The sequence below is a fragment of the Verrucomicrobiia bacterium genome (genome assembly GCA_019634625.1).
Taxonomy (GTDB): Bacteria; Verrucomicrobiota; Verrucomicrobiia; order Limisphaerales; family CAIMTB01; genus CAIMTB01.
On the sequence record JAHCBA010000023.1, the window covers coordinates 26,354 to 49,063 of the forward strand.

At 68.3% G+C, this 22,710-nt stretch carries 6 protein-coding genes; 3 read left to right on the forward strand and 3 right to left on the reverse strand.

Going from position 1 to position 22,710, the window contains the following annotated elements; all coding sequences use genetic code 11:
• The first annotated feature begins 45 nt into the window (after positions 1-45).
• Positions 46-9,963, forward strand: a complete 9,918-nt coding sequence (locus KF833_14395; protein ID MBX3746494.1) for a lamin tail domain-containing protein — start codon at positions 46-48, stop codon at positions 9,961-9,963.
• Positions 9,964-10,115: 152 nt separating this feature from the next.
• Here the strand turns inward: KF833_14395 and priA are convergent, their stop codons facing one another.
• The gene (gene priA / locus KF833_14400) at positions 10,116-12,431 is read right to left on the reverse strand and encodes a primosomal protein N' (protein MBX3746495.1); all 2,316 of its coding nucleotides are present in this window, start codon (positions 12,429-12,431) and stop codon (positions 10,116-10,118) included.
• A gap of 1,221 nt (positions 12,432-13,652) precedes the next feature.
• Here priA and KF833_14405 point away from each other — a divergent pair.
• Positions 13,653-18,086, forward strand: a complete 4,434-nt coding sequence (locus KF833_14405) for a hypothetical protein (protein MBX3746496.1) — start codon at positions 13,653-13,655, stop codon at positions 18,084-18,086.
• Between the two features lie 674 nt (positions 18,087-18,760).
• On the opposite strand, the gene KF833_14410 is transcribed toward KF833_14405, so the two are convergent.
• Positions 18,761-21,499, reverse strand: coding sequence for a hypothetical protein (locus KF833_14410; GenBank protein MBX3746497.1), 2,739 nt, complete (start codon positions 21,497-21,499; stop codon positions 18,761-18,763).
• Positions 21,500-21,550: 51 nt separating this feature from the next.
• Between KF833_14410 and KF833_14415 the strand changes: the two genes are divergently transcribed.
• Positions 21,551-21,733 (forward strand): hypothetical protein, encoded by a 183-nt coding sequence (locus tag KF833_14415; GenBank protein ID MBX3746498.1) that lies wholly within the window; start codon positions 21,551-21,553, stop codon positions 21,731-21,733.
• 250 nt (positions 21,734-21,983) lie between these two features.
• On the opposite strand, the gene KF833_14420 is transcribed toward KF833_14415, so the two are convergent.
• Positions 21,984-22,691, reverse strand: coding sequence for a formylglycine-generating enzyme family protein (locus tag KF833_14420; GenBank protein ID MBX3746499.1), 708 nt, complete (start codon positions 22,689-22,691; stop codon positions 21,984-21,986).
• Between the last annotated feature and the right edge of the window lie 19 nt (positions 22,692-22,710).

Genomic DNA, 22,710 nt, shown 5'->3' on the forward strand with positions numbered 1-22,710 from the left:
TTCCAAGGCTTGTCATTCGGTCCCAATGAGGGACCTTGCCCGCGCATGCCGCCAGGTTCGTTCGTCTTCCGCGCTCTCGCCGCAGGTCTCATCCTCGCCTCCACGCTCCAGCCCCACCGCGCCGCCGCCCAGACGGCCGGCCTCCTGCGCGAGGTCTGGCAAAACATCCCCGGCGCCTCGGTTTCGGACCTCACCAGTCACCCCGACTTCCCCGATCGCCCAACCTCCTCCAACTACGTCACCGACTTCTTTGAGGCGCCCACCGACGTCCTCGACAACTACGGCCAGCGGATGCACGGGTACATCGTCCCGCCGCTCACCGGGGACTACACCTTCTGGATTGCCTCGGACGATGGCGGAGCCCTCTTTCTCGGCACCGACGAGAACCCCGCGACCAGCACCCGCATCGCCCGCGTGGATTCGTGGACCTCGTCGCGCGAATGGGGCAAGGAGCCCAACCAGCAGTCGGCCCCCATCCGCCTCACCGCCGGCCGCGCCTACTACGTCGCGGCGCTCATGAAGGAGGCCGGGGGCGGCGACAACCTCGCCGTCCGCTGGCGCATGCCGGACGGCACCGACCAGGCCCCGATCGTCGCCACCAACCTCCTGCCCTGGGGCGTTTCCTTCACCCCGCCGACCATCGCCATTCCCCCCGCCCCCACCACCGCGGTCGAAGGCGGCTACGCCCGCTTCGAAGTCACCCTCGGCACCGTGGGCCCCGCCAGCTACCAGTGGCGCCGCAACGGCATCCCCCTCCCGGGCGCCGCCGACCGCGAACTCCTCTTCGGCCCCGTTGCCCTCGCCGACCATGGCGCCCGTTTCAGCGTGGTGGTCACCAACCGCCTCGGCTCCGCAACCAGCGCCGACGCCACCCTCTCGGTCACGCCCGACGTCACCCCGCCAACGGTGGCCGACGTGCTCAACATCGGCACCACCCTCCTCCGCGTGACCTTCTCCGAGCCGGTGTCCGAATCGACCGCGCTCCAGGCCGCCAACTACGGCCTGACCCCGTCCCGCGCCATCTCGGCAGCCCGCTTCGGCGCGACGACCGCGATCGTGGAACTGACCGTCGAACCCCTCACCTACGGCGCGGACTACGTCCTCTCCATCGCCAGCGTCCGCGACCGCGCCCAGACCCCGAACCCCATCGCCCCCAACACCCGCGTCAACTTCGTCGCCGTCGAATACGCCCCCGCCGCCGTCGGCACCCCGCCCCTCGCAGGCCAGGTCCACCCCATCCCCGGCGGCACCCAGGTCCAGGGCAGCGGCACCCTGGGCGACTCCGCCGACGCCTTCCAGTTCGCCTACCAACCCGTCACCGGCGACTTCGACCGTCGCGTGCGCGTCGCCTCGTTCACGCCGTCCGACCCGTTCGCGCTGGCCGGCCTGATGGCCCGCGTCAGCCTCGAACCCGGCAGCCCCTTCGCCGCCGCCCTCACCACCCCGGGCCTGGTCGGCTCGCTCTTCCTCTCCCGCACCAGCCCGGCTTCCGAGGCCGTCCGGACGGGCTCCGCCCCTTCCAATTATCCCGACACCTGGCTCCGCCTCATCCGCGTCGGGGGCAGTCTCCGCGGTTACGCCAGCCTCGATGGCCAACACTGGCTCGAACTCGGCCGCGCCAACCTCTCCCTCCCCGCCACCGTCCTGGTCGGCTTCGCCGTGTCCAGCCGTGACGATTCCCAAACCGCCACCGCCCGGTTCCTCGATGCCGCCGACACCCCCGGCGGCGCCTTCGTCACCGAACTCCCGCGTCCCCCGGAACGTCACGGCCCCTCCAGCCGTGTCACCCCGCTGGCCATCACCGAAATCCTCTTTCACCCCCGCCCCCATCCCACCATTCGCCGCGCCGAGTTCATCGAACTCCACAATGCCGACCTCATCCCCCAGGACCTCACCGGACATCGCCTCGACGGTTCGATCCGCTACCTGTTCCCCGACGGCTACCGGATCCCCGCCGGCGGCCTCGCCGTGATCGCCCGTGTTCCCGCCGACCTCGAAGCCCTCCATGGCCTCTCCGGGGTGCTCGGCCCGTTCCTCGACGATGGCAACCTCCCCAACGACGCCGGCACCGTCCAGCTCCTCAGCCCGCAGGGTTCCGTCCTCCTCGAAGTCCAGTACAACACCCGACCTCCCTGGCCCGCCGCCACCTCGGGCGGAGCCGGCCATTCGCTGGTGCTGGCCCGCCCCTCCTACGGCGAGGCCGATCCCCGCGCCTGGGCGGCCAGCCGCCGCATCGGCGGTTCCCCGGGCTTCCTCGAACCCTTCCTCACAGACCCCCGCGACGCCGTCCTCATTAACGAAATCCTCGCCCATACCGACCTGCCCCAGCTCGACTTCATCGAACTCCACAACCGCGGCAACCAGCCCGTCGATCTCTCCGGCTGCGTCCTCACCGACGACGCCGCCAACCCCAGGTTCCGCATCCCCGACGGCACCATCATCACCCCGCGCGGTTTCCTCGCCTTCGACGAATCCACCCTCGGCTTCCGCCTCAGCGCCGCCGGCGAAACGGTCTTTCTCTTCAACCCCGATCTCACCCGCGTCCTCGATGCCGTCCGCTTCGGTCCCCAGGAAAACGGCGTCTCCAGCGGCCGGTTCCCCGACGGCACCCCCGAATGGCGCCGGCTCCAATCCCCAACCCCGGCAAACGAAAACGCCCCCCTCCTCCTCGCCGGGGTGGTCATCAACGAACTCCTCTTCGACCCGATCTCGGGCGATCAGGACGACGAGTTCGTCGAACTCTACAACCGCACCCAACACCCCGTGGACCTCGCCGGCTGGAGCTTCTCCGATGGCATCAGCTTCCGCTTCCCCCATGGCACCCTCATGCCCCCCGGCGCCCATTTCGTCGTGGCCCGCAACCGGGACCGGCTCCTCGCCCATCACCCCGGCCTCGATCCGTCCGTGGTCTTCGGCAACTACTCCGGCAACCTCCGCAACGGCGGCGAACGACTGGCCCTCGCCCGCCCCGACTTCCTCGTCACCACCAACGCCTTCGGTTTCGCCGAAACCAACCGCATCGACATCGAGGTCTGCGAGGTCACCTACCTGCCCGGCGGACGTTGGGGCGCCTGGAGCGGCGGCCTCGGCAGCAGCCTCGAACTGATCGATCCCCACTCCGATCTGCTCCAGCCCTCGAACTGGGCCGACAGCGACGAATCGGCCAAGGCCCCCTGGACCCTCATCGAGTTCACCGGCCGCGTGGACAACGTCGCCGACGGCGTCCCCACCGACCGCCTTCACCTTCTCACCCAGGGCCCCGGCGAATACCTCATCGACCGCATCGAGGTCCTCACCGCCGACGGCTCCAGCCGGCTGGCCAACGGCGACTTCGCCAACGGCCTGACCGGCTGGACCGCCCAGGGTAACCATCGAAATTCGCGTCTCGCCGAAGGCCGGGGACTCGATGGCGGCAACGCCCTGCACATCATCGCCTCCGGCCGTGGCGACACCGCCGTCAACAGGATCCGCGCCCCCATCAGTCCCTCCATCGCCCCCAACACCACCGTGACCGTCCGCGCCCACGTGCGCTGGCTGCGCGGCTGGCCCGAGTTCCTCCTCCGCACCCGCGGCAGCGGCATCGAGGCCTTCGGCCGGCTGGACATCCCCGGCAACCTCGGCACCCCGGGCGCCCGCAACAGCCGCGCCGTCCCCAATGCCGGCCCCGCCATCGACAACGTCCGCCACGACCCCCCGGTTCCCCGCGCCAACCAGCCCGTCGTCGTCTCCGCCCGGGTCTCCGACCCCGATGGCATCGGTTCCGTCTCCCTCCGCTTCCGCATCGACCCCAACAACACCCTCTCCACCCTGCCCATGCGCGACGACGGGCAGGGCGGCGATGCGGTGGCCGGCGATGGCGTCTATTCCGCCACCATCTCCGGCCGCTCCGCCGGCACCCTGGTCGCCTTCCGCATCGAGGCCGACGATCGCCATCCCCAACCCGCCCTCGCCCGGTTCCCCGACGACGCCCCGGTTCGCGAAGCCCTCATCCGCTGGGGCGAGGAAACGCCCTTCGGCAACCTCGGCACCTACCGCTTCTGGCAGCGCCGCGCCGACTTCGACCGCCTCCGCTCCCGCGAAAGCCTCGCCAACGACAACCTCGACTGCACGTTCGTGTACGGCGACGACCGCGTGATCTACAACGCCGGGATGCGCGCCAAAGGCAGCCCCTGGCACGGCGGCTCCGTCGGAGGCGACTACCTCTTCGCCTTCCCCAACGACGACCGCCTCCTCGGTGCCCGCGACGTGGCGGTGGTGACCCTCGGCAATCTCGGCAGCGACCCCAGCGGCCAGCGCGAACAGGCCGCCTTCTGGATCGGCCGCCAGCTCGGCGCCCCGGCCCTCCACCGCCGTCACGTCCGCTTCTACGAAAACGGCTCCTTCAAGGGCCTCTACGAGGACACCGAGGAACCCAACGGTCACTACGTGGACCGCCGATTCCCCGACGGACAGGATGGCACCCTCCTCAAGGTCGAGGACTGGTTCGAGTTCACCGATCAGGGAAACAGCTTCGTCTTCTCCCGCGACGCCACCCTCCAGCGCTTCACCACCCTCAACAACCAGCTCAAACTCGCCCGCTACCGCTGGGCCTGGCGCAAACGCGCCGTCGCCGATTCCGCCAATGACTACACCCACTTCTTCAACCTCGTCGAGGCCGTCAATGGCACCGGACCCGACTTCGTCGCCCGCGTCGAAAGCCAGGTCGATATCGACACCTGGATGCGCGTCATCGCCCTCCAGAGAATCGTCGGGAACTGGGACGCCTACGGCTATAACCGCGGCAAGAACGCCTACATCTACCTCCCCATCGGCGGACGCTGGCAGATGATCCCCTGGGACATCGACTTCGTCCTCGGCTCCGGCAGTGACGGCCCGGTCGGCGATCCCTTCGGCACCCACGACCCCACCATCCGCCGTCTCTGGGATACCCCGGCCTTCCGCCGCGTCTATTGGCGCGCCTTCCAGGATGCCGTCCACGGACCCCTCCGCGCCGATGCCATCGGCCCCGTCCTCGACGGTCGCTACCGCGCGCTTTCGGACAACGGCTTCCGCCTCGAAGGCACCGAAGCGATCAAGAACTACGTCGCCCAGCGCCGTCAGGATCTCATTCAACGCCTCGCCGCCGTCGATGCCCCAGCCTTCGCCGTCACCACCCCGTCCGCCACCACCACCACCACCGACCGCAATCTCGCCACCCTCTCCGGCACCGCCCCCATCGCCATCGACCGGATCGCCGTCAATGGCATGCCGTTCCCGGTCACCTGGACGTCCCTCACCGCCTGGACCCTCTCGCTGCCCCTCGCCGCCGCCACCAATCAACTCGAACTGGTCGGACTCGACCGCCTGGGCCAACCCGTCCCCGGCGCGACCGCCACGCGCACCGTCCGCTACACCGGGCCCCTCCCGAGTCCGGAGGGGTTGATCGTCCTCAACGAAATCCAGTACGCCCCGCCCGGCAACGACGCCGAGTTCCTCGAACTCCATAACGTCTCGCCCACCGCCGCCTTCGACCTCTCGGGCTGGCGGATCACCGGCACAGGATTCACCTTCCCGCCCGGTTCCCTCATCCAGCCAGGCGCCTTCCTCATCCTGGTCTCCGACGCCGCCGCCTTCCGCGCCACCTATGGCAATGCCGTCGTCCCCGCCGGGGTCTTCCCCAGCCGGCTCGACAACAGCGGCGAACGCCTCCGCCTCATCCAACCCGGTCCCACCCCCGACCTCGACCGGGTCATCGACGAGGTGCGCTACAGCGACCGGCCCCCGTGGCCCACCCAGGCCCGCGGCCAGGGTCCCTCGCTCCAGTTGATCGATCCCCTCCAGGACAACCGCCTCCCCGCCAACTGGGCCGCCGCCGCCCCCACCGATGCCACCCTCGCCACCCCCGGCCGCGCCAATTCCGTTCGCGCCACCCTCGAGCCCTTCCCCACCGTCCGCCTCAATGAACTCCTCGCCGAATCAGCCCCCGGCCAGCCCCCGACCGATCCGCCCGCCCCCTGGGTCGAACTTCACAACTTCGGCACCCAGTCGGTCGATCTCTCCAGCCTCCATCTCGCGTCCTCCTACTCGAACCTGACCGAGTGGTCCTTCCCCCCGGGAACCACACTCGCCCCGGGCGGATTCCTCGTCGTCCGCTGCGACGGTCAGTCCGCCGCTTCCACACCCGCTCAACCCCGCACCTCCTTCCACCTCCCGCCCAACCGCGGTTCCATCGCCCTGGTCCGCCTCCAGAACGGCAACCCGGCCGTCCTCGATCACCTCGACTATTCCGACCTGCCTCCCGGGATGTCCTGGGGCTCGTTCCCCGACGGCGATCCCCTCGGGCACCGCCTCTTCCACCGCCCCACCCCGGGCGCCCCCAACACCCTCGGCGCCCCCGCCACCGGGGTCTTCATCAATGAGTGGCTGGCCTCCAACCAGGGCGCCTTCCTCGATCCCGCCGACGGCCAGGCCGACGACTGGTTCGAACTCTACAACGCGGGCGTCACCCCCGCCGATCTCTCCGCCTACACCCTCACCGACAACCTCGCCAACCCAACCCGCTTCCGCATCCCCAACGGCACCGTCATCCCGCCCGGCGGCTTCCTCCTCGTCTGGGCCGACGGTCAACCCGAACAAACCGTCCCCGGCCAGCTCCACGTCAACTTCAGCCTGGCCGCCGACGGCGAAGCCATCGGCCTCTTCGCCCCCGACGGTTCCCCCGTCGATGCAGTCACCTTCGGCCCCCAGTCCCCCAACGTCTCCCAGGGCCGCTTCCCCGATGGCGCCCCGCCCCCGTTCGTCTTCATGGACTTCCCCACCCCGGGCGGCCTCAACGCCTTCGCCACCGCCAATCAACCGCCCATCCTCCAACCCGTCCCCGACCAAACGGCCAGCGAAGGAACCCGCATCGCCTTCCAGCTCGTCGCTTCCGACCCCGACGCCGGTCAGCAGCTCCGCTTCTCCATGGTTGGCGCCCCGCCGGGTGCCACGCTGGATCCCGTGACCGGCGCCTTCGACTGGCTCACCACCGAGGCCGACGGACCCGGCCTCTACACCTTCTCGTTCCGGGTCACCGACAACGGTCTGCCCCCGCGCGCCGCCAGCCGCACCGTCACCCTCACCGTCCTCGAAGTGAACCTGCCGCCCTCGCTGGAACCTCTCCCGGACCGCACCGTCGATGAACGCACCACCCTCGCCTTCGAGGTCCTCGCGTCCGATCCCGATCTCCCACCCCAGGGCCTCACCTTCACCCTCGATCCCGGAGCCCCGGAGGGCGCCTCGATCCATCCCCAACTCGGCGCCTTCCTCTGGACCCCCACCGAAGCCCAGGGCCCCGGCACCTACCCCATCACCGTCCGCGTCACCGACTCCGGCATACCCCCACTCTCCGCCACCCGGACGTTCCAGGTGACGGTGAACGAGGTGGACGATGCCCCCGAGTTCGAACCCGTCGGCCTTCAGTCCGTCCTCGAAGGCACTCCCTTCACCCTCGTCCTCGTCGCCCGCGACCCGGATACTCCGCCCCGGTCGGTGACCTACCGCCTCGACAGCGGCCCGCCCGGCAGCGCCCTCGATCCGCTGACCGGCCGCTTCACCTGGACCCCGGCCGAGGCCGATGGACCCGGCCTGTTCTCCATCACCGTCAGTGCCCTCCAGGCCGGCGGCGGCCCGGTGGGGACCCTCACGTTCTCCATCGCCGTCCTCGAGGACAACGAACCTCCCTCCCTCGCAACCCTTCCCGATCTCGAAGCCCTCGAAGGGGACCTCGTCACCTTCGTCGCCCGCGCCAACGACACCGACCTGCCCCCGCAGCAACTCACCTTCACTCTCGACCCCGGTGCGCCGGACGACGCCTCCATCGACCCGGACTCCGGCCGCTTCACCTGGCGCATCCCGGAGGATCACGGCGCCGCCGAACTCACCCTCACCGTGCGGGTCACCGACAACGCCCCAGAGGCCGGCACCGCCACCCGCACCTTCACCCTCCGCGTGCACCCCCGCGTCCGGGTCGCCATCAACGAGGTGATGCATGCTCCCGCCGCACCCCGCACCGAGTTCATCGAACTCCACAATCCTTCGTCCCTAACGCCATGGCCCCTCGCCGGGTGGCACCTCTCCGGACTCGACTTCACCTTCCCCGCCGGCACCACCCTCGCCACCAACGGCTACCTCGTCGTCGCCCGCGATCCCGCCGCCTTCCGTCTGGCCCACGGCCCGCAGGCCACCGTGGTCGGTCCCGCCACCCTCTCCTTCACCGATGCCGGCCCCCAGTCGGTCCGGCTCCGGCGCCCGATCCCGGGCGGATGGGAAACCGTCGATGAACTGTCCTTCCTCCGAACCGCCCCCTGGCCCGTCGCCGCCAACGCCACCGGAGCCTCCCTCCAGCGCCTCGACGCCCGCCAGGACGGTCGCCGCGTCGCCAATTGGGCCGCCCAGATCGGCACCACCACCAACACCCCCGTCGAGATCGTCGCCCTCACCAACCTCTGGCGCTACCGCCAGGACGGACCCGCCCCCGCGGCCTGGCGCGAACCGGACTTCGACGACGCGGCCTGGCCCGCCGGCCGCGCCCTCCTCTACGTCGAGGAATCGCCCCTGCCCGCCCCCAAGAACACGCCCCTCGTCCGCACCGAGGGGCGCATGACCTATTACTTCCGCACCAGCTTCCCCTTCGCCGGCAATCCCGACGGCGCCCTCCTCCGGTTCTCCTCCATCGTCGATGACGGCTTCGTCCTCCACCTCAACGGCCGGGAACTGTTCCGCCTCGGCATGCCCGGTGGCACGATCACCGACACCACGCCCGCCAATCGCACCGTGGACAACGCCGTCCTCGAAGGCCCCTTCACCGTCCCCGCCACCGGCCTCGTCGCCGGCCACAACGTCCTCGCCGTCGAAGTCCACCAGGTCAATGCCACCAGCTCCGACATCGTCTGGGGCGCCAGGGTCGAACTCCTCGAAGTCCGTCGAGACTCCGCCACCCCCGGCTACGCCAATTCCCTCAGGGCCACCCTGCAGCCCTTCCCCGACGTCTGGATCTCCGAGGTCCTCCCCCGCAACACCACCGGCCTCGCCGATCCCCAGGGCGACCGCGATCCCTGGATCGAACTCCTCAATGCCGGCCCGGAACCCGCCGACCTCGCCGGTTGGTGGCTCACCGATGACCTCTCCCGCCTCACCCGGTGGGCCTTCCCCACCCCCGCCCCCCTCGAGGCCCGCTCGTTCCGCCTCGTCTGGGCCGATGGCGAACCCTCCGAATCCACGCCCGATTCCTGGCACGCCTCGTTCACCCCGCCCTACCCCTCCGGCATCATCGCCCTCGTCCGCGAACAACTCGGCGCCCCGGCCGTCGTGGACTTCCTCGACTATTCCGTGACCGCCGCCGACCGGTCCTTCGGCATCGTCTCCGAATCCGATCCCCTCACCCGCGGCCCCCTCTCCACCCCCACCCCGGGCACCGCCAGCCAACCCAATCGCGCCCCCACCCTCAATCCCCTCCCCGACCGCGAACTCGCCCTCGGACACACCCTGACCTTCGTCGCGACGGCCACGGATCCCGATCCGGACCAGCGTCTGGTCTTCGAACTCACGGACACCGCCCCCTTCGGCGCCGTCATCCATCCGGCCACCGGGCAGTTCACCTGGACACCCCTGCCCCACCAGGCCGGTGTGCACGCCATCACCGTGCTGGTCGCCGACGACGGACTGCCACCCCGCGGCCACCAGCGCAGCTTCACCGTCCGGGTTCTGGCCGGCCCCACACCCACGGTCCGCATCGACCATCTCCGGCTCGATTCCGACACCCAGTTGACCCTCACTTGGTCCGGCACCCTGGGACGCACCTACCGCGTCCAGGAAAGCGCCTCCATCCTCGGTCCCTGGGTCGCCTCCCAACCGCCCGTCACCGCCAGCACCCCGACTGTCACCCAATCCCTCCCACGCCTCGGCGCCTCCCGCTTCTACCGCATCCTCGAACTCGACGAATAACTGTCCGCCCGCAGCGCGCACAGCCCCGTCCACCTCATTCACCCAGGAGCGCGGACAGCCCTGTCCGCCTCCTTCCCCCAAAGCAAGCACAAGCCCCGCTCACCTCATTCACCCAGGAGCGCGGACAGCCCTGTCCGCCTCACTCGCCCCTCTCACATCAAATCCACCGGATCGACATCCAGCGTCAGCCGGATGTCGTCCGGCAGCTCGAACCGCTCGCGGCACGACGGCCACAACGCCGTCAACCGCGCCATCGTGCGCGTCCGCAGCATCACCTGGTACCGGTAGAACGTCTCCGCCTTGAGCAGCGGCGCCGGCGCCGGACCCGCCACAATCAGGTCCCCAAGATCCGACAACCCCTCGCTCACCACCCGCCCCACCTGCTCGGCGCACCACCGCACCTTCTCCTCATTCCGGCCCCGCAACGTCAGCAGCGCCGCCCGCGCCACCGGCGGATACCGCAACTGCTCCCGGAACTCGATCTCCTGCTCGTAGAACCCCACGTAGTCGTGCTGCCGCGCAAACTGGATCGCCGGATGATACGGCGTGAACGCCTGCACGAAGACTTCCCCCTCCACATCCCCGCGCCCCGCCCGCCCCGCCACCTGCGTCAGCAACTGAAACGTCCGCTCGCCCGCCCGGAAATCCGGCAGATGCAACCCCAGATCCGCATGCACAATCCCCACCAGCGTCACATTCGGAAAATGCAGCCCCTTCGCGATCATCTGTGTCCCCACCAGAATATCGATCTTCCCCACCCGAAACGCCGTCAGCACCCGCCGGTAATCCTCCTTCCGCTTCAACGTGTCCGAATCCATCCGCCCGATCCGCGCCTGCGGAAACGCCCCGGCCAGCGCGTCCTCCAGCCGTTCCGTCCCCAACCCCGCATACCGGATCGCCGGGTTCCGGCACGCCGCCTCCGGACACGCCTTCGGCGCCTCCTCCTCGTGCCCGCACACATGACAACACAGCCGCTGCCGCTGACGGTGGTAGGTCAATGCCACCGAACAATTCGGGCAGCCCGCGACATACCCGCACTTCGGACACTGCAACGAGGTCGAATAGCCGCGCCGGTTCAGGAACAACATCACCTGCTCCCGCCGCTCCAGCCGCTGCAGGATCGCCTCGTGCAGCGCATGCGAAAACACCGGCGGCCCCTTCGCCTTCCGTGATTCCGTCCGCATGTCCACCACCCGCACCACCGGCATCCGCGCCTCGTCCGCCCGCACCGGCAGCTCCAGCAGCCGGTACTTCCCCCGGCGCGCGTTGTAGTAGCTCTCCATCGACGGCGTCGCCGATCCCAGCACCACCACCGCCCCCTCCCGACGACCCCGCATCACCGCCACATCCCGCGCATGATACCGCGGCGCCTCCTCCTGCTTGTACGAAGGCTCGTGCTCCTCATCCACCACGATCAGCCCCAGCGGTTCCACCGGCGCGAACACCGCCGACCGTGCCCCGATCGCAATCCGCGCCCGCCCGTCCCGGATCTTGTGCCACTCGTCGTGACGCTCGCCCGCCGACAAATGACTGTGCAGCACCGCCACCAGGGTCCGCTGCGGCCCGTGATGAAACCGCGCCTTGAACCGTTCCACCGTCTGCGGCGTCAACGCGATCTCCGGCACCAGCACGATCGCCCCCAAACCCCGCTCCAACGCCCGCCCGATCGCCTGCAAATACACCTCCGTCTTCCCCGAACCCGTCACGCCGTGCAGCAGAAACACCGGTGCCGCCACCCCCCCCGCCGCCGTCTCCCCCCCACCCCCGGCCGGCACCTTCCCGATCGCCTCCGCCACCTCCTTCAACGCCCCCTCCTGCCCCGCGTTCAACGCCAGCTCCTGCGTCGGCAGAATCTCCTCCGCCCCGTACGGGTCCCGCTCCGAAACCTCGCTCCGGATCTGCACCAGACCCTTGTCCTCCAGCCGCCGCACCGTCTCCGCCGTGGTCTCCGCCAGCCGCAGCAGCTCGCTCAACGGCAGTTCCCGCCACTCCTCCACCACGCTCAAAATCTCCCGCTGCCGTGCCGTCAATTCCGGAACCGGCCCCGACACCGGCAGCACCCGCACCTGCAACCGCTCCCGCCAGCCCGGCTCCTCCCGCCGCACCGCCTCCGGCAACACACTCTTCAGCGCCACCTCGAACGGGCAGCAATAGTACTCCGCCATCCAGCGGGCCAGCCCGATGACCGACTCCGACATCGCCGCCTGCCGCCCCAGCACCTTCGAAATGGGCCGCAGATTCGTGTGCGGGGACGTCGTCACCAGCGCCACCACACTCCCCAGCACCTCCCGATGCCCGAAGGGCACCTTCACCCGGCGCCCCACCTCCACCCGGTCCGCCCACTCCTCCGGCACCACGTAGTCGAACTCCTTCCGCACCGCAAAATCCAGGGCAACTCGGGCAATCACTTCCCTATGCAAGGCCCCCGGACGCCGCCAGGAAAAGGCGAATCTCCCCAACCGCTGCATCCCCGATCCGCGGGTAAAGCCCCCCCCTCCCGGAGGGACGAGCTCCGCGAGTCCTCATCCCATGGCTTCCCGCCCCATGCAGGAGCGCGGACAGCCCTGTCCGCTCTTCCCACCTCCAAACCGCACCCCGCGGACAGGGCTGTCCGCGCCCCGATCACCCCCGCCCGCAATTTCGGAGGTCCTCAACCCATGGCTCCACACCTTTTCTCCCCCCTCGTTCCTCGTACCCAGCCCGAAGGGCGGTACTCGTCCTCGTCCTCGGTCCTCGACTCGCAGGCACACCATTTCAGCATCGCCTCATGCCGCCCCAATCGGTTCGATCCTGTTCGGACCTCCCGTTCCGCATGGGAACTGGGGGGCCGATTACGAGGTCTGCTGCGAACGGTGCATCCCCGAGTTGTGGGTGACGAGGCAGCGAATCGGAGGGACGAGCTCCGCGAGTCCTCAACCGATTGCTCCCCGCCCCATTGCAGGAGCGCGGACAGCCCTGTCCGCTCTTCCCACCTCCAAACCGCACCCCGCGGACATGACTGTCCGCGCCCCGATAACCCCCGCCCGCAATTTCGGAGGTCCTCAATCCATGGCTCCACACCCTTTCTCCCCTCTTCCGTCCTCGTACTCAGCCCGAAGGGCGGTACTCGTCCTCGTCCTCGGTCCTCGACTCGCAGACACACCGTTTCAGCATCGCCTCATGGCCGCCCCGATGGGTTCGATCCGGTTCGGACCTCCCATTCCGCATGCGAACGGGTTGGGCGCACCATGACGGGTCACCGCGGACCTGCAAGCGATCCCAGAGTTCCTGGGAGCTTCACCTTCGATCCCGCCCCAGAAACCCGGAGGGTTTCCAGAGATTAGCCGGGGGTCGAGCCCGGCTCCGCGGGTTCGACCCCCGGGCAAAAGTCCCACCCCGCACACGACCCCGCCAGGGGTCGCAGATCCCGTCCCTCGACTCGCAAACCCACCGCCCCGACCATTCCCAATCGGGATTTTCCGCTTGGCGCGACCCCGGGGATTCGATTAACCAGAGTCACGATTTCCCCAAACGGATCTACTGGCCCAGTCTCCTTCCCTCCACGGACCATGGCCCCTTTGGCCATCCGTGCGGGATGCCTTGGAACGTCGGGTCTCCAGGGAAATCGCCCTACCCTCCGCATAGCAACCCAACCAATCCTCTCCACCAATCCCATGCAAATCCCCTCCCACAAACCGCCCGGATCGACCATGGATCCGTGCCGACCGAAGACCACGGCGCGATCCGTGGTCGCCTCGGTCGTCACCGGCATCCTGGCCCTCGCCACCCTGCTCGTCCCAGTCCGGGCCGGCACCCTCACCGCCAATTTCTCCAGTGACCCGGGCGGAACGCCCCTCGGCCGCGCCAAGATCGACAACGGCATCCTCAAGCTCCAGGACCTCCAGGAACTCATCGACGGAGAGGCCAGCCTCCCGATGCACGGCTCCTACGTCTTCCCCGAGATCGATGGCGGCGCCAAGGTCGCCTCCTTCGTCGCCACCTTCCGCGCCAGCATCCATGGCGGCACCGAACAGGGCGCCCAGGGCTTCAGCTTTGTCCTGGCCAACGACATCGAGGATCGCACCTCCCCCTTCCGCGAAAGCGGCGGCGGCAGCCAGGGCCTCGTCATCTCCTTCGATACCATCGACAACCTCGCCGGATTCGAAGCGGAAGGGAACCAGCTCGGCGACGCCCCCGGCATCATCATCCGCATCGGAAATCAACGCGTCGCCGCCCAGCGCTTCAACGGCCTCCGCACCGGCTCCCCCAACAACCAGACCCCCACCTTCGTCCCCGTCGAAATCCGCCTCGATCCCGATGGCACCCTCGATGTGACCTACAACGGGGTGAAGGTGTACGACAACTTCCCCATCCCCTATGCCCCCATCGCCGGAAACTTCGGCTTCGGCGCCGGCACCGCCGAGCTGACCGCCGCCCTCCGCGACAACCACTGGATCGACGACCTCTCCATCACCACCACCACCGTCAGCGGGGCCCACGTGCTCTCCGCCCTGCCCCTCGGCGCCACCGTCCGCCCCGATGCCCGGGTCGAAATCCAGCTCCAGGACCTCGCCGGCGCCTCCGTCGCCCTTCAGTTCAACGGCGCCACCGTCCAGCCCACCGTCGCCACCGCCGGTGCCGTGACCACGGTCACCTACGATCCCCCCGGCACCCTCGCCCCAGGCTCAACCCACGAAGTCCAGCTCACCTACGGCGACAAAACCCTCCGGTACGCCTTCACCGTGGTCAGCGCCCCCGTGATCCCCGCCGCCTTCGCCGTCCCCGCCGCCACCGTCGCCACCGCCCAGAGCGGCTTTACCGTCCGCGTTCACCAGCTCGAATCCGCACCCCCGGGCGGCAATACCGCCGACCGCGTCGAACGTCAGCTCGCCGGCGAATACGGCGAGAATATCGCCGACATCTCCCTCGGCGTCGGGGACGGCAGCTTCCTCGTGGACGTCATCAACTTCGAGCAGGACGGCTTCGACGCCGGCCTCGTCAATAGTGCCACCGGCCACCCCGACGATTTCATCCCCGGCATCCCCGGGCTCCTGGGCACCTACGACTACATCGCCATGGAGATCATCGGTTACCTCGATCTCGCTCCCGGCGCCTACACCTTCGGAGCCGTCAGCGATGACAACTTCCGCCTGACGATCGGCGACAATCCCCGCGACGTCACCGCCCTCCGCCTCCTCGATACCCCCATCGGCACCGTCCGCGGCACCTTCATCATCGAACAGGCCGGCATCTACCCCGTCCGCGGTCTCTGGGGAGAAGGCGTCGGCGGCGCCCACATCGAGTTCTGGCTCGAAACGCCCACCGGCGAAATCATCCTCATCAACGACCGATCCACCCCCGGTCACGTCCGCTCCTATCGCGCCCGCGCCGCCGGTTACCAGGCCGCCCCCTACCTCAGCGCGGCCAGCCCCGCCCCCGGCGAGGCCAACGTCAGCACGGCCCCCACCGTCCGGCTCCAACTCACCGAGACCGGCCCCACGGTCAACGCCGCTTCCATTCAGGTCGCCCTCAACGGCCAGACCCTCACCCTCCCCGAGGGTGCCGTCTCCAAACAGGGCGCCGTGACCACCATCGAGTTCCGCCCGGCCACGGCCCTCGAACCGCTCGCCGACCAGACGCTGCGCCTCTCCCTCACCGACAGCGCCGGAACCCCGGTCATCCGTGAGTACACCTTCACCACCGGCAGGGCCGCCGCCGGCAACCTCGCCAACGCCGTCAAGGGCTACTGGAACTTCTCCCAGGGGAATCTCGCCGCCGTCATTGGCCGCGACCTCCAGTACATCGACGCCTCCCTCGCCAGCCGTTACGCCTTCGGCACCACCGCCGCCCTCGGCATTCCCGCCATCGACGGTCAACCCGCCCGCGTCCTCCACATCCCCTACACCCCGGGCGAACCCCGCGAGGTCTTCAGCAAAATCGGCCTCCGCATGCAGCACACCATCACCCCCAACGGCGGCGGCCAGAAGGTCAACCAGTGGACCCTCATCATGGATGTCCTCTGGGGCCCCGAAGGTCAGGGCTTCGGCGGTCTCCTCCAGACCCACGACTTCGACAACCCCACCGACGGTGACCTCTTCTGGCGCGCCAGCGACGGCTCCTACGGCAAGGGCTGCTGCTCCATCTACGACGGACTCCCGGCCGAGCGCTCCCATCGCCAGGGCGAATGGGCCCGTGTCGTCTTCGTCGTCGATCTCACCGCCAACCCCCCGCGCCTCGCCAAATTCATCAACGGCTACAAACACCGCGAAGACCTCACCGGCGACGGCGGCACCCTCGACGGACGCTACGGTCTGCCCCCAGAGGTCTTCCTCTTCGGCGACGGCGACGACAACGAACGCACCGAGGCCTTCGTCAATGCCATCCAGATCCGCGAAGGCATCATGAGCGACGAGGAGGTCGCGGCCCTCGGGGGCGCCTCCGCCAACGGCATCCCGATCCCCTATGCCCAGTGGGACTTCGAAGCCGGCAACCTCGCCGCCACCGTCGGCAACGACCTCGAATACATCGACTCGTCCCTCGCCAATCGCTACGCCTTCGGCACCACCACCGCCCTCGGCATCCCCGACATCGCCGGCCGTCCCGCCCGCGTCATCCACATCCCCTACACCCCGGGCGAACCCCGCGACGTCTTCAGCAAGATCGGCCTCCGCATGCACCATGGCCTCGGCGCCAACGCCGGCGGTCAGAAACTCAATCAGTGGACCCTCGTCATGGATGTCCTCTGGGGTCCCGAAGGTCAGGGCTTCGGCGGTCTCCTCCAGACCCACGACTTCGACAACCCCACCGACGGCGACCTCTTCTGGCGCGCCAGCGACGGCTCCTACGGCAAGGGCTGCTGCTCCATCTACGACGGACTCCCCGCCGAACGCTCCCATCGCCAGGGCGAATGGGCCCGCGTCGTCTTCGTCGCCGACCTCACCGCCAATCCCCCCCGCCTCGCCAAGTTCATCAACGGGTACAAACACCGCGAGGATCTCACCGGCGACGGCGGGACCTTCGACGGACGCTACGGCCTGCCCTCCCAGGTCTTCCTCTTCGGCGACGGCGACGACAACGAACGCACCGAGGCCTTCGTCAATTCGATCCAGATCCAGGCCCGCGCCCTCTCCGATGACGAAGTCATCGCCCTTGGCGGCCCCAGCGCCTCCGGCATCCCCACGCCCAACCCGGTCAAGGGCGAATGGAACTTCGACCAGGGCAACCTCGCCGCCACCGTCGGCCGCGACCTGCGCTACATCGACAACGCCCTCGCCAGCCGCTACGCCTTCGGCACCACCACCGCGCTCGGCATCCCCAACATCAACGGCATGCCCGCCCGCGTGATCCACATCCCCTACACCCCGGGCGAACCCCGCGAGGTCTTCAGCAGGATCGGCCTCCGCATGGAACATCTCGTTCCCCCCAACGGCGGCGGTCAGAAGGCCAACCAGTGGACCCTCATCCTCGATCTCCTCTGGGGTCCCGAAGGTCAGGGCTTCGGCGGTCTCCTCCAGACCCATGACTTCGACAACCCCACCGACGGCGACCTCTTCTGGCGCGCCAGCGACGGTTCCTACGGCAAGGGCTGCTGCTCGATCTACGACGGCCTCCCAGCCGAACGCTCCCATCGCCAGGGCGAATGGGCCCGCGTCGTCTTCGTCGCCGACATCGCCGCCAACCCGCCCCGCCTCGCCAAGTTCATCAACGGGTACAAGCACCGCGAGGACGTCACCGGCGACGGCGGCACCCTCGACGGACGTTACGGACTGCCTCCGGAGATCTTCCTCTTCGGCGACGGCGACGACAACGAACGCACCGAGGCCTTCGTCAATGCCATCCAGATCCGCGAAGGCGCCCTGACCGACGACGAGGTGGCCATCCTCGGCGGACCTTCCGCCTTCGGAATCCCCTCCGCCGCCTCGGGCAGCGGTGGCGGCAGCACCCCGCCCCCGCCCACCGCCCCGGAAATCGCCCTCACGGTCAACGCCAACGGCACCCTGACCCTCACCTGGACCGGCAACGGCTTCACCCTCGAATCCACCGGCGCCCTCGGCGGCACCTGGACCCCCGTCGCCGGCGTCACCGGCACCTCGGCCACCCTCACCCCCACCGGGGCCGGCCAGTTCTACCGGCTCCGACAGTAACCCGAAGCCGGCTCCGCTTCCCGCGCACGGCGCGGAGGGTTCCCCCCTCCGCGCCGTTTTCATCGTCGGGTTTGAATCCGTAACCGTGCACACCAACCAACACGGACCAACCCTGTGCCCTCATACCCCGCCCCGCCCCGCCCGTTCGGTGTACACGCTTCAGCGTGAGCCTCCCAAACCACCCGCCACGCCAATCCGTGCACACCCAACCCACTCCGACCCGCCCTCTGCCCCCCACCTCCCCGCCCCGCCCCGCCCGTTCGGTGTCCACGCTTCAGCGTGGAGTCTGGCCATTTCTCCCGCGCGGACGCCGCTCGAAGAAACCCGGAGGGTTTCCAGCCATTAGCCGGGGGTCGAACCCCGCTCCGCGGGTTCGACCCCCGGAACAAATACCCCCCATCGTTCACGACCCCGCCAGGGGTCGCAGAAATTGGGTGGAGTGCTTGTTTTCACTCCCACCCCTCGGAATCGCCCAAAAACCCCGCGCACAGGCACGCCTCCGATTTCAAGCGAGGTCTCCAAATCCGCGAGTCACCGGCAGACTCGCCCATGCCCGAACCCGATCCGTCGGACACCAATCCGGGAGCCCTGCTGCTCACCGCTCACCCTCCAAGCACGACTAGCGTCCCCCTCTGACCGCCACCTCCCACCCAGGAGAACAGTGCCGCTGCGGTTCATGCCTTCGGATGCGCCCAGATGCGGCCGAACTTCCCATCATTCCGCGGCCGGAGGCCGCCCCAGGCCGGGTCCTTCCTCTTGAACTCCTCGCGCAGAAAACGGATCAGCTTCAAGTCCTCTTCCACCAGTTTGCCAAAGCCCAGGCTGCCTGTGCTCCCGAACATCTCCGGCTGGGTTGCTTCCAGTGCGCCCTTTCGATCCAGCAGAAGACGCCTGGAGTGGTCCGGGATGGCGGCGGCGACTTCCTTGATGACCCCCCGTTGTCGGGAGACCTCCGCGGCCAGATTCCTGGCGTCCTGCGGTTCAATCAGGCCGCCGGCGGCTGTCACCAGCCCTCCGATGGCGCCCGCACCGCCAGCAGTCAGAGCCAGCGTGGCCCAACTGCCCCACGTGAGCGCCCGGCGCACGCCTTGCAGCCACTCGCCCGGGAGTGTGATCGTCTCGCTGCCCTTGAAGCCCCTGCCCTCGTCCTTCTGATCCTTCAGTTCCCTGAACAGAGGAACCGGCCTTCGGCTCGCCTCGCACCAGACAGTCATGCGGAACGTCATGTGCGTCCACCTTTCCAGGTTCGGCCTCCACCAGACTTCTCCCTTCTCACCCGGTACGGGAATCACGCTGAAGAGCCGCGGACCGTCTTTCCATTCGCTGGTGAAGGCGTCCAGGATGCCGTCCCCCTGCATCTGGATGACCTCCCTCAAGCTGGCAATATCCTCCCGCGTGGCAGCGCCTTCCTCGCGAATGACGGCAGCCAGGTTCGCTTCCATCTCGGCCACTCGCGTGGTCAACGCTTCCAGGACGGGCGGCACGACGGCGCGCAGACTGAGCAACTCCCGGATCGAGACGTACTTCTTGCACGTTTCGCAGCGGACAGACCGGTTGCCGGCACGGTCCGCTTCCGCGCAGTCCTCCATTGAAATCAGCCCTGAATCTGGTTTGCCCACCGCGCAAACCCGCCCACACGGCACAAACTCCACTTTCTCCAGGCCCAGCCCGCTCCAGTACCCATCGCCACGAACGCCGATGCGGTGGACGATGGAGTGCATCAACCCGTCTCCCAGCCGATGACGGACGGTGATGCGTAGCAGGGGACCATCGAGTTCGATCTTCCCGGCGCTTCCGTAGTCGTCCGTGACCAGCAGGCCGCGCTGCCAGTGCAGCGCCTTGTTGTAGTCGGCCCGGCCCAGCGAGAACTCCCGCAGCCGGAAAATGAGCAGGTAGATGATGTCCGGCACTTCCTCGTAGCCGATGCTGCCAACCTTGCGAAACGCGATGACTCGCACCGCCTCGGCTCCGTTCGGAGGGCTGATGTCCGTCCAGGTCGTGTCCACGTCGTGCCTGGGCCTGTCCTCGACCATCTGGGTCACCAGAAGCTGATGCCCCTGGCCAGTCTTCGCGCCTGCCATCCGGGGGCGATAAGCCAGTTCGTTGATCTCCATGAGTTCGATCAACGCCTCGTACGTGTCCGGTTCGTAACCCGGGGTGTTGTCGCGTCCTGGCCCACGCCACACACGTTCCAGCTTGAGGATGTCCACCAGGCCGTGGGCCAGCCGGGTGTGCTCGTCGTCCACCAGCCGCGCCACGGCCCGGCACAGCCAGTCGGGATTCAGGATCACCACGTCTTCGCCAGCGGGAATATCCTCACGCCAAAGCAGGGCGCCAATGTAGTGGCCGGTGCGGATGACTTGTCGCTGTTCCTGTGCCTCCCCGATCCCGTGCCGCGCGCAGATGTCGCTGATCTGCCGCCAGCGCAGAAAGGCGACGCCCGAGTTCGACAGTTCGTCCAGCACCTTCGCCCAGCCGGGGAGCCAGGTGTGGGTGCACTTGCTGCGCTTTTCCTGCGCCACCGTGGCCAGCAGTACGCGCATCTCCGGAATGCCCGTCCCATCCCTGCTGTCCACGGCCACCATGGCCCGGATCATCTCGCCGTGTCTGGATTGCAGTTCTTGCAGGGTCAGGGCCTTGTCCGGCTGGCAGTCCTTATCGTTGCAGCGGGTCGAAACCACGATCACCGTGGCGTCGCCGCCCGTCCGGCGCCCGACCAGCTCGATCCATTCGTGGAGCTTTTGAACGCTGGCGCCCTGGCGCGGCATGGTCACCACCAGGTACAGCGCCGACGGCGTGAAAAACATCTGGTGCGTATGCTGGTAGTGCTCCTGCCCGCCCATGTCCCAGAGCGTGAGGTCGATCACGTCCATACGCGGCCCGGACTTCCTCGCACGTTCCGCGAGAGTCACGAAATCCCCGGTCAGGCCAAGATGCAGGCGTTCCCGGCTCATGCCGTCCGTGCTTTCCCCCCCTGCCTGGAACGGTTCGCCCCGTAGCGCGCGTTGCAGACAGGTCTTGCCGTTCTCCTGCGGTCCCACCAGCACCACCTTGCCCACACACTGGGTCACGGAGACTTCTTCCGCTGCGCGTCCCAGGTGTTCTCGAAGGGACTTCCATCCCTCCTCCTTCCACACCGCGCGAAGGTCCGGAGCCAGCGACTTCTCATCGAGACCGACGTGTTCCAAGGCCTCCAGCCGGGCCATCGCCGCCGGCAGACTGGCTGTCTCGCAGCCGGTGATGTCCAGTTCCACCAACGACCTCAGATCGCCGATGCGGTCCGGCAGTTTCGTCAGTGCGTTCCCGCGCAGGTAAAGCCTTTGGAGGTTCGTCAGGTTCCCGATGGATCCCGGCAACGTCTCGATCCGGTTGAAATTCAGCCCCAGCCAGACCAGGCCGGTGAAGCCGGTCACACACTCCGGCAGCTCGGTGAGCCGGTTTCCCGTCAGGTCCAGGTAGCGGAGGTGCGGCAGGCTCGCCAGGCTGATGCCTGCCAGGTCGCGCTCGGGTACCTCGAACGGGGCGGAAAGATCCGCGTCGGTCAAATCGAGGCCGGCGAGGTTGAGATGGTCGTGCCGCTGGACAAGTTCGCCGTTCTCGACCGCAAGACAGTCGGCGATGATGCGCTGGAAGGGCTTGAGTTCTGAGCCGCTCATGATGGAGCAATTCCAACTTTCGCTGTCCCGCCTCCAGGGAACGGGCCCGTGACGGAGGGACCGTCCAGATACTCCACACAGAAGGCCCAGGAACCTTCCTTGCCCGCTTCACACCCCTGCCGGGTCACCCGCACCACCCGGTGCGACCGCACAAAGGGGTTCAAGGGCGCGGCCACTTCCGGGCTGGCGTCGGCCGGCACTTGAAAGAACGCAAAGGCCATGTTTTCAGAAATCTTCGCCGCTACGCGGCGGAAGCCCGGCCTCCGGCCTCGATCCGGACTGGATTGCCGGTGGAACTGGGGCAGGGCCGGAAGCCGATGGCACGGTTGCGGTTGATTGGGGCGCTGCCGAAGCGGAAGGCGGATCGCGTGTATCTGCAGTCGAAGAACCAAGAGCCGCCGCGAAGCACGCGGGCCCCGCCCTCATAGACATCCTCACACCACTCCCAGAGCTGGCCGTGCATGTCGTGCAGACCCCAGGCATTCGGTGGGAAGCTGCCTTCTGTAATCGTGCGCTCCCGATAAAGCCACTGGAAGGCTTCGCGTCCGCTGCCGCAGGGATGGTTGCCGTCGAAATTCGCCATCTGGCTGTTCAAGCATCGGCCGGAACCGATGCCGAAGGGCGTGATCGTGCCTGCCCGACAGGCGTATTCCCACCCGGCTTCCGTCGGCAGGCGCAAGCCGGTCTTTTGGCAGAACTCCTGGGCGTCGTTCCACGAGACTCTGTCCACGGGATGCAGGTCCCTTTTCCCGCGCCGGCCGGGGTTCTCACCCATGACGGCCAGCCATTGCTGCTGGTTGACGGGATATTGCGCCAGCCAGAATCCCTCGGAGAACGTCCAGGCGCGCTGTTCTTCATTGGCACCGCGCTCCGGTTCATCCGGCGGACTGCCCATGACGAACGGCTTGCCGGGCGGTGTGGGCGGGCACCAGCAGAGGACCATCGACACGGGCGGATTGCCCACCCTC

Coding starts and splice junctions, on each gene's coding strand:
- KF833_14405 (MBX3746496.1), top strand. CDS start 13,653: ATGGATCCGTGCCGACCGAAGACCACGGCGCGATCCGTGGTCGCCTCG.
- KF833_14395 (MBX3746494.1), top strand. CDS start 46: ATGCCGCCAGGTTCGTTCGTCTTCCGCGCTCTCGCCGCAGGTCTCATC.
- priA (MBX3746495.1), bottom strand. CDS start 12,431: ATGCAGCGGTTGGGGAGATTCGCCTTTTCCTGGCGGCGTCCGGGGGCC.